The sequence below is a fragment of the Micromonospora sp. DSM 43699 genome (assembly GCF_055517075.1).
In genome coordinates, this window is the sequence record NZ_JBTMMT010000027.1 from 29982 (window position 1) to 43481 (window position 13500).

At 71.4% G+C, this 13500-nt stretch carries 12 protein-coding genes; 7 read left to right on the forward strand and 5 right to left on the reverse strand.

The genetic code is table 11. The features are described from left to right. Positions 1-39: 39 nt before the first annotated feature. On the reverse strand, positions 40-1419 hold the full coding sequence (locus AC0AIB_RS15580; protein WP_465096946.1) for a hypothetical protein: 1380 nt from the start codon (positions 1417-1419) through the stop codon (positions 40-42). A 261-nt stretch (positions 1420-1680) separates the two neighbouring features. On the opposite strand from AC0AIB_RS15580, the gene AC0AIB_RS15585 reads away from it, so the two are divergent. The 7 genes from AC0AIB_RS15585 (at position 1681) to AC0AIB_RS15615 (ending at position 9631) form a co-directional block, all read left to right on the forward strand. Beyond that, positions 1681-2109, forward strand: a complete 429-nt coding sequence (locus AC0AIB_RS15585) for a hypothetical protein (RefSeq protein ID WP_442930591.1) — start codon at positions 1681-1683, stop codon at positions 2107-2109. A 1-nt stretch (position 2110) separates the two neighbouring features. After that, positions 2111-3751 carry a sodium/solute symporter gene (locus AC0AIB_RS15590; RefSeq protein ID WP_465096947.1) on the forward strand — a complete coding sequence of 547 codons (1641 nt, stop codon included), beginning with the start codon at positions 2111-2113 and terminating at the stop codon, positions 3749-3751. A 124-nt stretch (positions 3752-3875) separates the two neighbouring features. Continuing rightward, positions 3876-4640, forward strand: a complete 765-nt coding sequence (locus AC0AIB_RS15595) for an ABC transporter ATP-binding protein (protein ID WP_328341117.1) — start codon at positions 3876-3878, stop codon at positions 4638-4640. Next, positions 4625-6313, forward strand: a complete 1689-nt coding sequence (locus AC0AIB_RS15600) for an ABC transporter permease (protein ID WP_465096948.1) — start codon at positions 4625-4627, stop codon at positions 6311-6313. The genes AC0AIB_RS15595 and AC0AIB_RS15600 overlap by 16 nt, the downstream gene beginning before the upstream one ends. Next, the gene (locus AC0AIB_RS15605; RefSeq protein ID WP_465096949.1) at positions 6313-6843 is read left to right on the forward strand and encodes an SRPBCC family protein; all 531 of its coding nucleotides are present in this window, start codon (positions 6313-6315) and stop codon (positions 6841-6843) included. The genes AC0AIB_RS15600 and AC0AIB_RS15605 overlap by 1 nt, the downstream gene beginning before the upstream one ends. Positions 6844-7073: 230 nt before the next feature. After that, positions 7074-8213, forward strand: a complete 1140-nt coding sequence (locus AC0AIB_RS15610; protein ID WP_328341067.1) for a tryptophan dimethylallyltransferase family protein — start codon at positions 7074-7076, stop codon at positions 8211-8213. Between the two features lie 26 nt (positions 8214-8239). Continuing rightward, entirely contained in the window at positions 8240-9631 is a 1392-nt protein-coding gene (locus tag AC0AIB_RS15615; protein WP_328341065.1) for a tryptophanase, read from the forward strand. Positions 9632-9715: 84 nt separating this feature from the next. Here the strand turns inward: AC0AIB_RS15615 and AC0AIB_RS15620 are convergent, their stop codons facing one another. The 4 genes from AC0AIB_RS15620 to AC0AIB_RS15635 are packed head-to-tail and all read right to left on the reverse strand — an operon-like array spanning position 9716 to position 13488. Then, positions 9716-10255, reverse strand: a complete 540-nt coding sequence (locus tag AC0AIB_RS15620) for a GTP-binding protein (RefSeq protein ID WP_328341063.1) — start codon at positions 10253-10255, stop codon at positions 9716-9718. A 34-nt stretch (positions 10256-10289) separates the two neighbouring features. Continuing rightward, positions 10290-10655: a DUF742 domain-containing protein gene (locus tag AC0AIB_RS15625; protein ID WP_328341061.1), complete on the reverse strand. Its 366-nt coding sequence runs from the start codon at positions 10653-10655 to the stop codon at positions 10290-10292. Then, positions 10652-11083: a roadblock/LC7 domain-containing protein gene (locus AC0AIB_RS15630; protein WP_328341060.1), complete on the reverse strand. Its 432-nt coding sequence runs from the start codon at positions 11081-11083 to the stop codon at positions 10652-10654. The genes AC0AIB_RS15625 and AC0AIB_RS15630 overlap by 4 nt, the downstream gene beginning before the upstream one ends. Beyond that, the gene (locus AC0AIB_RS15635) at positions 11080-13488 is read right to left on the reverse strand and encodes a sensor histidine kinase (protein ID WP_328341058.1); all 2409 of its coding nucleotides are present in this window, start codon (positions 13486-13488) and stop codon (positions 11080-11082) included. The genes AC0AIB_RS15630 and AC0AIB_RS15635 overlap by 4 nt, the downstream gene beginning before the upstream one ends. Positions 13489-13500: the final 12 nt, after the last annotated feature.

Consider the following 13500-nt stretch of genomic DNA (forward strand, 5'->3'; position numbering starts at 1 on the left):
ACCGAACGGTCGGGGCGCCCTGCGGTGTTACCGGTGTCGTCAGCGCCGGTTGGCGGAAGGGACCGCGTCCGACGTGGCCGTCTTGGCCGTGAGCGACTTGGCCGTCTTGGAGGCGGCCGGGTAGTAGAACGTGCCGACCACGTCAGCGACCAGGTGGGTGCTGCCGGAGAGGTTGTGCACGTTGAACGCGGCGTTCGGGCCGATGACGCCGAGCACGCCGTTGGAGACGACCTGGCCCGCGTACGGGTTCAGGTTGCTCGTGTCCGGCTTGCCGATGTCGTCGAAGTCCGCCGGCCAGGTGGTGACGACCGTGTTGTTGGTCGGGGTGACCGCAGTGACGTTCATCGCCAGCACCCCGGTGTCCTCGGTGACCAGCTCGGCCGGCGCGGTGACCTTGCGGACCCCGCCCGCCGGGATGGCCCCGGAGATGCCCAGGTTCGTCCGGCTGTCCACGATCCGGGTCGGGCTCAGCGGCGCGAACCGCATGCCGTACGGGGACTCGCCGTCGTCGACCACGCCGACCAGGTCGACCAGGACGTGCGCGGCCTGCGAGGTGTAGATCTTGAACTTCGGCGCACCGGGGGTGCACCAGTTGTACTGCTCGGTGCCGGTGCAGGGGGTGGTCTGCACGAAGGACAGGTTCGGCACGTTCTTACCGGCGAGGTAGTTCACCGTCGAGGCGGTCGGCCGGGCGCCCGCACCGGACCACGCGGTGAGGAAGCCGGACTTGGCCGGCGAGACGGCGGTGAGGTTGAAGACCAGCGACTTGACGTGCGGGTTGTAGGCGTCGTCGAAGTCGAGCGAGTATTCCAGCACCTGACCGGCCGGGGGCTTGCCCTCCGGGTCCTCGCGGGTGTCCCAGTAGCGCTTCGGCAGGTACCACTCGTACTGGCCGCCGTTGCGGTTGGTGAGGTTGTCGTTGCCCGCGTAGAAGCCGACCACGTCGACGATCACGTCGGTCGAGCCGCTGTTGTTGAAGACCGAGACCTTGCCACCGGCGCCGAGCTTCACGGTGACGTTGTTGGAGCCCAGCCAGCCCTTGGCGAAGTTGACCGAGGAGGCGGTGGGCCGGGACTCGCCCGCCGGGAAGGCGGTGAGGAAGCTCGCGGCGGTGGGACCGGTGACGGTCACGTTCAGCACGACCGCGCCGACGTTGCTGGCCGGTACGCCACCACGGCCGGCGACCTGGAGGTCGACCTTCTTGCCGGCGCCGATCTTGCCGACCGGCGCACCGGTGCCGTCGCGGGTGTCCAGCAGCCGGGCCGGCGCGACCGGGTAGTAGGCACCGGTGACGTCGTCGAGGGCCGCCGACTTCTGCAGCGGCGCGGAGGCCGGAGCCGCGGACGCCGTGCCCGGCACCACGGCCAGTGCACATGCTCCGGCGAGAGTGACGCCGAGAATAGTGCGGATTTTGCGCATAGAGACCCCGTGTTCGAAGAGGAAAGGATTGGCTGCCCCAGCGTAGGGGCCTGGGTCAATGCCGGCAAGGTCGATACAGATGATCTCCGGGTGACGTTCCGGTGAGGACGAATCAGACGTAATGCCATCTTCGCCGTCGGCTCGCCGTCGTCGTCCACAGGGCGGTCGCGTTGTCCACAGGCCTGGCGTGTTGTCCACAGGTTGTCCACAACCCCGGTGGACGACACTTGACATTCGGGCCGGGCAGGCGAGACTGCCCGGGTGACCGCCCACGACGATCCCGGACCGACGCCCCGGGACCCCGGGCCGCCGGCCCCCCGGCCGGGCGGGCGGGTACGGATCGTGCTGGCCGGGGTGACCCGCCGGGACACCCGGGCCGACCACACCCGCACCGAGCTGGCCCAGCAGACCCGGGTCGGCGAAGCGCTGGTCCGGGGCCTGGTCCGGGCGCAGCTCACGCTCGCCCTGCGGATGAGCCTGCTGGTGCTGATCGGGCTGGGCGGGCTGCCCTGGCTGTTCGCCATCGCACCCCCGGTCGGCCGGGTCACCGTGCTCGGCGTCAACCTGCCCTGGCTGCTGCTCGGGGTGGTCTCGTTCCCCTTCCTCATCGCCGTCGGCTGGGCGTACGTGTGGCTCGCCGAACGCAACGAGCAGGACTTCGTCGACCTCGTCCAGCGGCCGGAACGCTGAGATGGGCAACGGGTACGTCGTACCGGCGATCGTCGCGGTCACCCTGGTCACCGTCGGCATCGGCTTCTACGGCCTGCGGCTGGCCCGGACCACCTCGGACTTCCTGGTCGCGTCCCGGTCGGTGAGTCCGACCTGGAACGCCGCCGCCATCGGCGGGGAGTACCTGTCGGCGGCGAGCTTCCTCGGCATCGCCGGGCTGATCCTCAAGTACGGCGTGGACGTGCTCTGGTACCCGGTCGGATTCGCCGCCGGCTACCTGGCGCTGCTGCTCTTCGTCGCCGCGCCGCTGCGCCGCTCCGGGGCGTTCACCCTGCCCGACTTCTGCGAGCTGCGGCTCGGTTCCCGCCGGCTGCGCACCCTGGCCACCGTCTTCGTCATCTTCATCGGCTGGCTCTACCTGGTGCCGCAGTTGCAGGGCGCCGGGCTCACCCTGGCCACGGTGGCCGGCTCGCCGTACCCGGTGGGGGCGCTGCTGGTCGCGGCGGTGGTCACCGCCAACGTGGCGCTGGGCGGGATGCGGGCGATCACCTTCGTGCAGGCTTTTCAATACTGGCTCAAGCTGACCGCGCTCGCCGTACCCGCGATCTTCCTGGCCCTCCAGTGGCAGGCCGACGCCCGCCCGGCGGTGACCCCGCCCGACGGGCCGGCGTTCCGCACCGCGACCACCGTCGTGGTCGAGCACCGGGCGGCCCTCACCTTCCCCGACGGCACCATCCGGGAGGTACGCCCCGGCGACGAGCTGAGCTTCGCCGCCGGTGACCCGGTGCCCGAGGTGTCCGGGGTGGCCACCGGGGCGGCCGACTGGCTGCTGCCCAGCGCCGCCGGGGACGACGACCGGGGCCTGTTCGCCACCTACTCGCTGATCCTGGCCACCTTCCTCGGCACCATGGGGCTGCCGCACGTGCTGGTGCGCTTCTACACCAACCCCGACGGCGCGGCGGCCCGGCGGACCACGCTCGTGGTGCTGGCCCTGGTCGGCGTCTTCTATCTGCTGCCCACCCTCTACGGCGTGCTCGGCCGGATCTACACCCCGCAACTGCTTGTCAGCGGGCAGACCGACGCGGTGGTGGTGCTGCTGCCCGAGGCGGCGCTCGGCGACGGCGTCACCGGGCGGCTGCTCGCCGCACTGGTCGCCGCCGGGGCGTTCGCCGCCTTCCTGTCCACCTCGTCGGGGCTGCTCACCAGCGTCGCCGGGGTGATCTCCACCGACGTGCTGGGGCGCGGCTCGGTACGCGGCTTCCGGCTGGCCACGGTGATCGCCGGCGGGGTGCCGGCGGTGCTCGCCCTCAACGTCTCCGGGCTGGACGTCTCCCAGGTGGTCGGGCTGGCCTTCGCGGTCGCCGCGTCCAGCTTCTGCCCGCTGCTCGTGCTCGGCATCTGGTGGCGCGGGCTGACCGACCTCGGCGCGGCGGCGGGGGTGCTTGTCGGCGGCGGGGCGGCGATCGGCGCGGTGCTGGTCACCGTGCTCGGGCCGCCGCTGGCCGGCTGGCCGGCCACCCTCACCACCCAGCCGGCGGCCTGGACGGTGCCGCTCGCCTTCACCGTGATGATCGCGGTGTCGGTGGCGACCCGACGCCGCACCCCGGTCGACGTCGGGGCCACCATGCTCCGCCTGCACGCGCCCGAGTCACTGCGCTCCTGACTTTCTGTCCGGTTGGCCGGCGTCATCTCCGGGGTGGTGCGGCTCACCCCGTCCGTCTCGGGGATGAGCCGGGATCGTCCCTCAGCGGGTGCGGCCACTCGCCCGGTCCGGATACGGTCGACACATGACTGGTGAACACCCCGCGCTGGCACTCCGCGGCCTGGCCAAGCAGTTCGACGGCAAGGTGGCGGTCGCCGGGGTGGACCTGGCCGTCCCCGCCGGCTCGTTCTACGGCCTGCTCGGCCCCAACGGCGCCGGCAAGACCACCACCCTGTCGATGGCCGTCGGGCTGCTCCGGCCCGACCACGGTGCGGCCCGGGTGCTCGGGCACGACGTCTGGGGCGACCCGGTCGAGGCCAAACGGCTGCTCGGCGTGCTGCCCGACGGCGTCCGGCTGTTCGACCGGCTCACCGGGGCGGAGCTGCTGGCGTACCACGGTCTGCTGCGGGGCATGGACCCGGCGGTGGTCGACCAGCGCGCGGCGGAACTGCTCGACGTGCTGGCCCTCACCGACGCCGGCCGGACCCTGGTGGTCGACTACTCGGCAGGCATGAAGAAGAAGATCGGCCTGGCCTGCGCGCTGCTGCACGGCCCCCGGCTGCTGGTGCTCGACGAGCCGTTCGAGGCGGTCGACCCGGTGTCGGCGGCGCTGATCCGCGACATCCTGCACCGGTACGTGGTCGGCGGCGGGACCGTGGTCTTCTCCAGTCACGTGATGGAGGTCGTCGAGCGGCTCTGTTCGCACGTGGCGATCCTCGCCGAGGGCACCATCAAGCGGGTCGGCACCCTCGCCGAGGTACGCGGCGAGCGGTCCCTGGAGGACGTCTTCGTCGAGGTCGTCGGCGGCCGGACGGCGACCGGTGAGGAGCTGGCGTGGCTGTCCCGGTGAGCACACCCGCCGAGCGGGTACGGGCGGTCTCCCCGCGCCACTTCGTCCGGCTCAAGCTGCGGGTGATGGGCAACAACTTCCGCGGTCAGGGCTGGCGGGTCGCACTGTTCGTGACCGGGGTGCTGGTCGGGCTCTGGTTCGCGGCAGGCGGCTTCCTGATGTTCGCCGCCCCCGGCTTCGCCGACGAACCCCGCTACGCGGTGATGGCGGCATCGTTCGGCGGCGGCGTGCTGGTGCTCGGCTGGCTGCTGCTGCCACTTGTCTTCTTCGGCGTCGACGAGACCCTCGACCCGGCCCGCTTCGCGCTGCTGCCGCTCACCCGCCGCACCCTGGTCACCGGGCTGTTCACGGCGGCGCTGGTCAGTGTCCCGGTGTTCGCGGTGCTGGTCGCCGTGGCCGGGCTGGTGGTCAGCGCGACGCTGCTCGGTGGTGCGGCGGCCGGCGTCGTCGCCGCCCTCGGGGTGGTCGTCGGAGTGCTGCTCTGCGTCGCCGCCAGCCGCGCGGTGACAAGCGCGTTCGCCACAATGCTGCGGTCCCGTCGGGTACGCGACCTGGCCGCCGTGCTGCTGGCCGTGGTGGCCGCCTCGATCGGCCCGTTGCAGCTCGTGGTGCTGGCCGCGGTGCGGTCGACCGACTGGGACCGGCTGGTCGGGGCGGCCCGGATCGTCGGCTGGACCCCGTTCGGCGCGCCCTGGACGATCGGCCTGGACGTGGCCGAGGGCCGGGCCTGGGCGGTCCCGGTGAAGCTGCTGATCACCGCGGCGACCATCGGGGCGCTGCTGTTCTGGTGGTCCCGGTCGCTGGAGTCGGCGATGGTCGGCGCGGCCAGCGCCGCCCCGACGAAGGCCCGGCGGTCGCCGACCGGTGGCCCGGTCGCCCAACTCTTCCCCCGGGCGGTCGGCTGGACCCGTCGGGACCGGTTCGGCGCGCTGGTGGCCCGGGAGTGCCGCTACTGGTGGCGGGACGCCCGACGGCGGGCCAACCTGATCACCATCGCGGTGGTCGGGATCTTCGTGCCGGTGATGGTCAACCTCGGTGGGGCGGGCTTCACCGCCGGCGCGGAGGGCTTCGAGGTCGCCGGGGACTCGTCGCCGGTGCTGCTCAGCATCTCGATGCTCTTCGTCGGCGTGCTCGCCTCGGTGACCCTGGCCAACCAGTTCGGTTTCGACGGCAGCGCCTACGCGGCGAACGTGGTGGCCGGGGTGCCGGGTCGGCTGGAGCTGCGCGCCCGGATGACCGCCTTCTCGGTGTACGTGCTGCCGATGCTGGGCGTCGTCGCCCTGATCATCAGCGTGGTGCTCGGTCGGCCGGAATGGTTCGGGGTGGCGGCGGGCGCGCTGCTCGCCGCGTACGGTGCGGGGCTGGCGATCAACGGGTTCATCTCGGTGCTCGGGGCGTACTCGCTGCCGGAGACGAGCAACCCGTTCGCGATGAACACCGGTTCCGGGATCGCCAAGAGCATGCTCACCCTGCTGTCGATGGTCGCCTCGGCGGCTGCGGCCGTACCGATGGTGGTGGCCGCCGGGTTGCTCGGCGACGGTTGGCTCTGGCTGGCCCTACCGGTCGGCGCGGCGTACGGGGCGGGGGCGGCGCTGCTCGGGGCGTACCTGGCCGGGGACGTGCTGGACCGCCGGATGCCGGAGCTGCTGTCGGCCGTCACGCCCCGCCGCTGATGCCTGTCGTCGAGGCGGTGACCACCGTCGGAATCCCACCGGAGCTGGCCTTCGCGGTGTCGCAGACCGTCGCGCCGGTGCGCTACCGGTGGGACCCGTTTGTCCGCGAGCAGCACTTCACCGACGGGGCCACCCGTCCCGGCAAGGGGGTGCGCACCTTCACCCGGTCCCGGCACGGTCTGGTGATGATCAGCGAGTACGTCTCCTTCGCCCCGCCGACGAACGTCGGAATGAAGATGGTGCGCGGGCCGTGGTTCTTCGAGATGTTCGCCGGCGGCTGGCGGTTCGCCCCCGCACCCGAGCCGGGCCACACGGTCGCCACCTGGCGCTACAGCTTCCGCTGCCGGCCAGCGTTCCTGCGCCCGATCGCCGACCGGATCGGCGTCCGACTGCTCACCAGGGACATCCGCCGCCGCATCGCCGGCTACGCCGTAGGCTGCGCCGACCCGGAGGTGCTGGCCGCTGCCCGCGCCTCCCTACCGGACGCCCCGCCCTCCGCCGGGGGTACGCCGGCCGGGGGTACGACCTGACGTCGTGGCGACGGCGCGACCCGGGCGACTCAGTGTCGTCGATCCACGTCCCAGCGCAACCATCAACGTGTTGTAACGTGTCCTGTACGCCACGCTGAGTGGTTAATCAGGGGCGATTTGCCATTTTCGATCCTGCTATGTCATTGCAAGTTGTGATCAATCTTGACCTTGTGGCGAAATCATTCCTAAGGTCTCTTTCGGTCAGTCGGCGTGATCGGGAGAGGGAACTGATGGACGAGGTGTTCCTTTCCGATCGACTGGGTGACCAGTTGCGGCGCTTGTGCGCGGCCGTCGGGATCGGTGCGGCGGAGCCGCTGGAACTGTTGGAGGGCCTGCTCGGCCCGGCCGGTCCGCAGCCGTTGTCGGCCCCGCCACCCTGGCCGTCCAACGTCGCCGACGACCACACCCCTGTGGAGTTCTCCGTCGCCTTCAGCCCCACCGAGCCGCCGACGGTACGGATTCTGGGCGAGACGCTGGGAGCGCCGCCGGGCCGGTTGGCCAACATGCTCGCCACCCAGCGGTTCCTGGACACCCAGGCGCACCGCGCCGGCCTGTCGACGTCCCGGCTGGATTCGGTGCGCGACCTGTTCGCCACCTACGACCCGCAGGGCGTGTTCGCGCTCTGGTGCTCGCTGGTATTCCGCAGCGGCCGGCGACCGGAGTTCAAGGTCTACCTCAACCCGGAGGTCAGGGGGGTCGACCGGGCCCCGAGCCTGGTGTCCGAGGCGCTGCACCGGCTCGGGCTGGGCAGGTCCTACCAGACGATGCTCGACCACGGCATCCGGCCGGGCGAGCTGGGCCACCGGGACCGCCTGACGTTCTTCGCCCTCGACCTGCACGACAGCGCGCAGGCGCGGGTCAAGCTCTACCTGACCCACCACGACGCCCAGGTGCGGGACGTCGTCCGGGCGGCCGGTGTGGTCGACGACGTCGACGCGAGCCGGCTCGCCGAGTTCTGCGCGCTGGCCGGTGGCGACCGGACCCGGTTCGTCGGCCTCCCGCTGGTGGGTAGCTACACCCTGGTCGAGGGGGTCGACCGGCCCGTCGGCTACAGCCTCTACGTGCCGATCCGGGGTTACGTCGAGGACGACGAGGAGGCGTACGACCGGGTGGTGGCGGTGCTGGACCGCTACGGGTTCGACCGCACGGTGCTGGACCGGGCGCTCGCCGCGGTGGCCCGTCGACCACTGCGCGACGGCGTCGGGCTGATCCCGCACCTGTCCCTGCGGCTGGGCGCACCCCGACCGGGGGTGACCGTCTACCTGTCCGCCGAGGCGTACCAGGTGAGTCCGCCGGCACGCCACCGGTCGACCGTGGACGGTGCGGCGCTGGCGGCTCCGACCGGCTGGGCCGGAGCAGGACACCTCTGAATCCCCTCGGAAAGCGAGTTGTGGCCGTGGACGCGTACAAGATGCTGCCCCCGTACCGGATCAAGGTGGTCGAGCCGATCCCCTTCCTGAGCCCGCAGGAGCGGCAGGAGGCCCTGGCGGAGGCGGGGTTCAACCCGTTCAACCTGCGCGCCGACCAGATCACCATCGACCTGCTGTCGGACTCCGGCACCGGGGCCACCTCGGCCGCGCAGGAGGCTGCCGCCGCGCTCGGCGACGAGTCGTACGCCGGGGCGCGCTCCTGGTTCCGGTTCCGGGACGAGGTCCACGACCTCACCGGATATCCGCACATCCTCCCCGTGCACCAGGGCCGGGCCGGCGAACGGGTGCTCTTCACCAGCCTGTTGAAGCCCGGCCAGCTCTGCCTCAGCAACACCCACTTCGACACCACCCACGCCAACGTCAAACTGGTCGGCGCGGAGCCCCGGGACCTCCCCTGCCCGGCCGCGTTCGACCTCGACGGCACCGACCCGTTCAAGGGGAACATCGACCTCGACGCGTTGGAACGCACCCTCACCGGGCCGGAACGGGACCGGGTCGGGCTGGTCCTGATGACCATCACCAACAACGGCCTCGGCGCGCAACCGGTGTCGATGGCCAACCTCACCGCCGTACGCGACCTGTGCCGCCACCACCGGGTGCCGTTCTTCCTGGACGCGGCGCGGTTCGCCGAGAACGCCTGGCTCGTCGGGCAGCGCGAGCCGGGCTATCAGGACTGGACGCCACGGCAGATCGCCACCCACGCCTTCGGGCTCGCCGACGGCTGCGTGGTGAGCCTCAAGAAGGACGGCCTGTCGGCTATCGGTGGGCTCATCGGGCTGCGCGACGACGAGCTGCACGCCCGGTGCGAGGCGAACCTGATCGCCACCGAGGGCTTCTCCACCTACGGCGGCCTGGCCGGTCACGACCTCGAACGGCTCGCCCAGGGGCTGCGCGAGGTGGTCGATCCCGCATACCTCGGGGCACGGGCCGCCTCCACCGCCCGGCTGGCCCGGCTGATCAACGACGCCGGCGTGGACACGGTGCAACCGCCGGGCATCCACGCCCTCTACCTCAACGCCGGCCGGTTGCTGCCCCACCTGTCACCGCAGGAGTTCCCCGGCCACGCCCTCGGCTGCCAGCTCTACCTCGACGGTGGCATCCGCTGCGCCGAGTTGGGATCGCTCTACCTGGGCGGGATGGACGACAAGCACCGGCTGGTGACCCCGGCCCCCTTCGAACTGGTGCGCCTGGCCATCCCGCGTCGGGTCTACACCGACACCCACTTCGAGTACGTGGCCGCCGTGCTCGCCGACATCGCCAAGGAACCCGAGCGGGTCACCGGCTACCGGGTGGTCTCGTCGCCACCCCTGCTGCGCCACTTCAAGGTGCGGCTCGCGCAGCTCCCGACGAGGCGGTGAGGCCGGGCGTGCCGGGCCGCCGGGCCGGCGGGCCGGCGTGGCCCAGGCGGTGGCCTGGCCACCCGGCCGCCGGGCCGGCGTAGCTCAGGCGGTGGCGGGCAGCCGGGCCAGCGCGTGCCGGACCAGCTCGATCAGCGCCTGCTTGCTGGAGGCCCGGTCCCGCGCGTCGCACCACAACAGCGGCACTGTCGGGTCCAACTCCAGCGCGGCGCGGATCTCCTCCTCGGTGTAGGGACACTCGCCGTAGAACCGGTTGACGGCGGCGACGAACGGGATGCCCCGGCGCTCGAAGTAGTCGACGGCCGGGAAGCTGGTGCCGAGCCTGCGGGTGTCGACAAGCACGATCGCCCCCACCGCCCCCTGCGCCAGCTCGTCCCAGATGAACCAGAACCGGTCCTGCCCCGGGGTGCCGAACAGGTAGAGCACGACGTCGTTGCTGATGGTGATCCGCCCGAAGTCCAGCGCGACCGTCGTGCTCGTCTTGCCCTCGACCCCGGTGATGTCGTCCACACCGATGCTGGCCTGGGTGAGGACCTCCTCGGTGACCAGTGGCGGAATCTCGCTGACCGATCCGACCAGGGTGGTCTTGCCGGTGCCGAAGCCGCCCGCCACGACGACCTTCACCGATTTCCGATCCACGTGTATCAGTCCCTCTTGTCTATATCCGCTGGAGGCCGGCGAGAACCGTCTCCAGCAGCCACCGGTCGGCGATCTTCTCCTGTGCCGGCGAGCCGATGTCCAGAAACCCCTGTTCGTGGAGCACGTCGACCATCACCTTGGTGATGGCCAGCGGGCGGTGCAGGTAGGCACCGATCTCGGCGATGGAGATCCACCCGGTGCACTGGTGGAGGATGTCCCGGTATTCCAGCTCCAACCGGCTCTGATCGGCCGGGAGGGCGATCACCTGGGTGGCCAGGTCCAGGCTGGTGTTCCGGGGGCTGGTCCGTCCGTTGACGAGAATGTACAGCGGCACGAGACGGCCGGCCTCCGCCTCGTCGTCGCCGTCCCACACGTCGTACGTCATGATTTCGACCCGGGACGATCGGCGAGCACCGCGCCGTCCAGGCGGGCCTCGGAGCCGAGGTAGTCGCCGATCCGGGTGACCAGGCGACTCATCTCGTACGCGACGGTGCCCATGTCGACGGACTGTTCACAGAGCACCGCCAGCCGGGCGTTCTGACCGGCGGCGGCGACGAACAGCGTCCGCCCCTCGTACTCGATGATGACCTGTTGCACCGGCCCGCTGTCGAAGCGTCGGCCCATCCCCGCCGCGATGCTGTGCAGGGACGACGCGCCGGCGGCAAGCAACTCCCCGGCGTCCTGCGGGAGCGACGTGGATTTCTGCACGATCAGCCCGTCGGTGGACAGGACAACCGCGTAGACAACGTCAGGGACCTCTACCAGATCGTCCAGGATCCAGGTCAGATCGTTCTGCGATGCCGAGTAGGTCATGCTTTCCTGCCTTGGTCGTCTCTGCTGGCTGAGTCCCCGTTTTTCGCCGCCCGACCAGCGGCCCAGGCCCGCTGGTACCTGGTGAACCGGTCCCGGGCCTCCTCCGGTGACCGGGCGGCGGCCGGCGCCGCGTCAGGGGCCTGTCCGGGCAGGCCGTCCTCCCGCAACTCGGGGGCGAGGTGTTGCTGCGGCCGGCGGTGCGGCAGGGGCGGACGGTCGGCGACCTGGGGAGCGGACGAGTCGCCGCGGACCGCGCCACGCTGCGTCGGAATCTCGGTCATGGTGCCCCCGGTGCGGTCGGGCCGTCGGTCCCCGGCGGGGTCGGCCGGCGCCTGCACCGAGCCGCTCACCGCCGTCGTCGCCATCGCGGTGGGCCGGGCCCCCGCGGCGGGGTGCAGCTCCCGTCGGCCACCGCCGACCGGCAGCACCGCCCCGACGCCGGGGCGCGACATCGCCGTGGCGACGGCGCCGAGCGGGAGGACGCCCGGGTCGGTGCGGTCCAGGTCGGTGGTGAACGGGTCGGTGGCGATCACCCGGTCGGGCAGCAACACGATCGCCAACAGACCCCCGTACGCCGAGGCGCGCAGGCTCACCTGGATGCCGTCCCGCTTGGCCAGCTCCGCCACCACGTGCAGACCGACCTGGGCACCGTCCTTGAGCGCCGTCACGTCCGGAGTGGGCGCGGTGGCCAGCAGCTCGTTCGCCCGCTCCAACGCGTCCGCCCGCATCCCCACCCCGGCGTCCTCGATCTCCACCGCGATACCGCGCTTGACCTCGATGCAGGTGACCCAGACCGTGGTCTCGGGCGGGGAGAACGCCAGCGCGTTGTCGAGCAACTCGGCCACCAGGTGGACGGTGCCGGCCACCGCCGGGCCGAGGACCGCCACGTCGGGTGCGCTGCGCAGGGTGATGCGTTGGTACTGCTGGGCCTCGGCGAAGGCCGCCAGCAGCACCCGCCGTACCGGCACCGGATTCTGGAAGCGCCTGCCGATCTGGCCGCCTGCCAGGATGACGAGGTTCTCCAGGAAGCGGCGGGTCTGGGTGAGCTGGTGGTTGATGTCGAAGAGCTCCGCCAACAGCTTCTCGTCACCGATCCGGTTCTGCAGGTCCTCGATGACCTTCAGACCGCGTTGCAGCGGGCGTTGCGGACGCCGGGCGACACCCATCAGCATCGCGATACCCGCCGCCCGGGTCTTCGCCTCGTCCACGGCAGCGCCCGCCGCCGCCTGCAACGAGCGGTTGATGACCTCGGCGACCCGGCCGATCTCGTCGCTGCCGTACTCCTGGAGGGGCAGCTCGGCAGCGAGGTCGACCTTCTCCCGTCGGCGGAGCCGGTCCATCATGGCGGGCAGTTGCTTGTCGACCACCGCCTCGGCGTCCCGACCGAGCTGGGCGAGGCGGACCGACAGCGCCCGGTCGACCAGGATCTGCGACTGGCGGATCGCCCAGATGATCGCGGCGATGACGACGAGCAACGCGATCAGACTGCCCAGCGAGGCGGTCAGCAGCTGGGTGTTGCCGGTGCGCAGGGTCCGGGCCGAGACCTTGTCGGCCTGGACGACGGTCAGATTGATCAGCTCGTCGGAGACCTGCCGGGTGAGGGTCTCCCACTGGGTCCGGTTGAACGTCAACGCGCGGGGTGTGCCGGAGCGCCATGGGCCGCTGCTGACCAGGGCACTCTCCGCTGCGGCGAGCTCCTTCCACGATCCGCTCGCGGTGATCGCGGCAAGGCGCTGGCGGGCGTCCGGCTCCAGGTGCGGCGCCACGTTGGTCAGGCCGGCATGGTAGGCCCCCACCAGCCTGGTGAAGTCGAGGTGATCCTCCGGGCTGAGCGTACGGGCACCGAACGCACCGTCGATCGTGGAGCCTGCCCGCGACATCAGGTCACTGGCGCGGAACGCCTCGGTCGCCGCGATGCCACCCTGGGCGGCGGCGACGTCGGGGACGATTCTCGCCTGGGTGTCGAAGAGGTCGGTGGAGGCGTCGAGCAGCCGGTTGTAGAAGTCGTAGACACCCGATCCGTTGGCCGACCGGGAATCGATGGTGCTCCGTATGCTCGGCAGTTCGTCGAGCAGGCCCGCCAGTGTCCGCCACCGTGACACGATCGAGTCCGGGGCGCTGGCCAGCGCGGAGTCGGCGACCGGGCGCAGGGCGGCCACCCGCTGATCGGTCTGCTGCCGTTGCTCGATCAGCCTGCCCAGGTCCCGGGACGGCTGGGTCAGGTAGCTGACGCTCAACCGCCGCTCCTGCTGGATCGAGGACAGCGCCGACACCGCCGGGATCGACACCTGCCGGACACTGTTCGCGACCTGGCGGTTGTAGAAGCCCTGGAAGATGAGATAGCCGGAGGCGACGAGCCAGACGACCAGGGCGACGACGCTGGGAATGAGCACCAGCCTGATCACGCGACGTTTGAT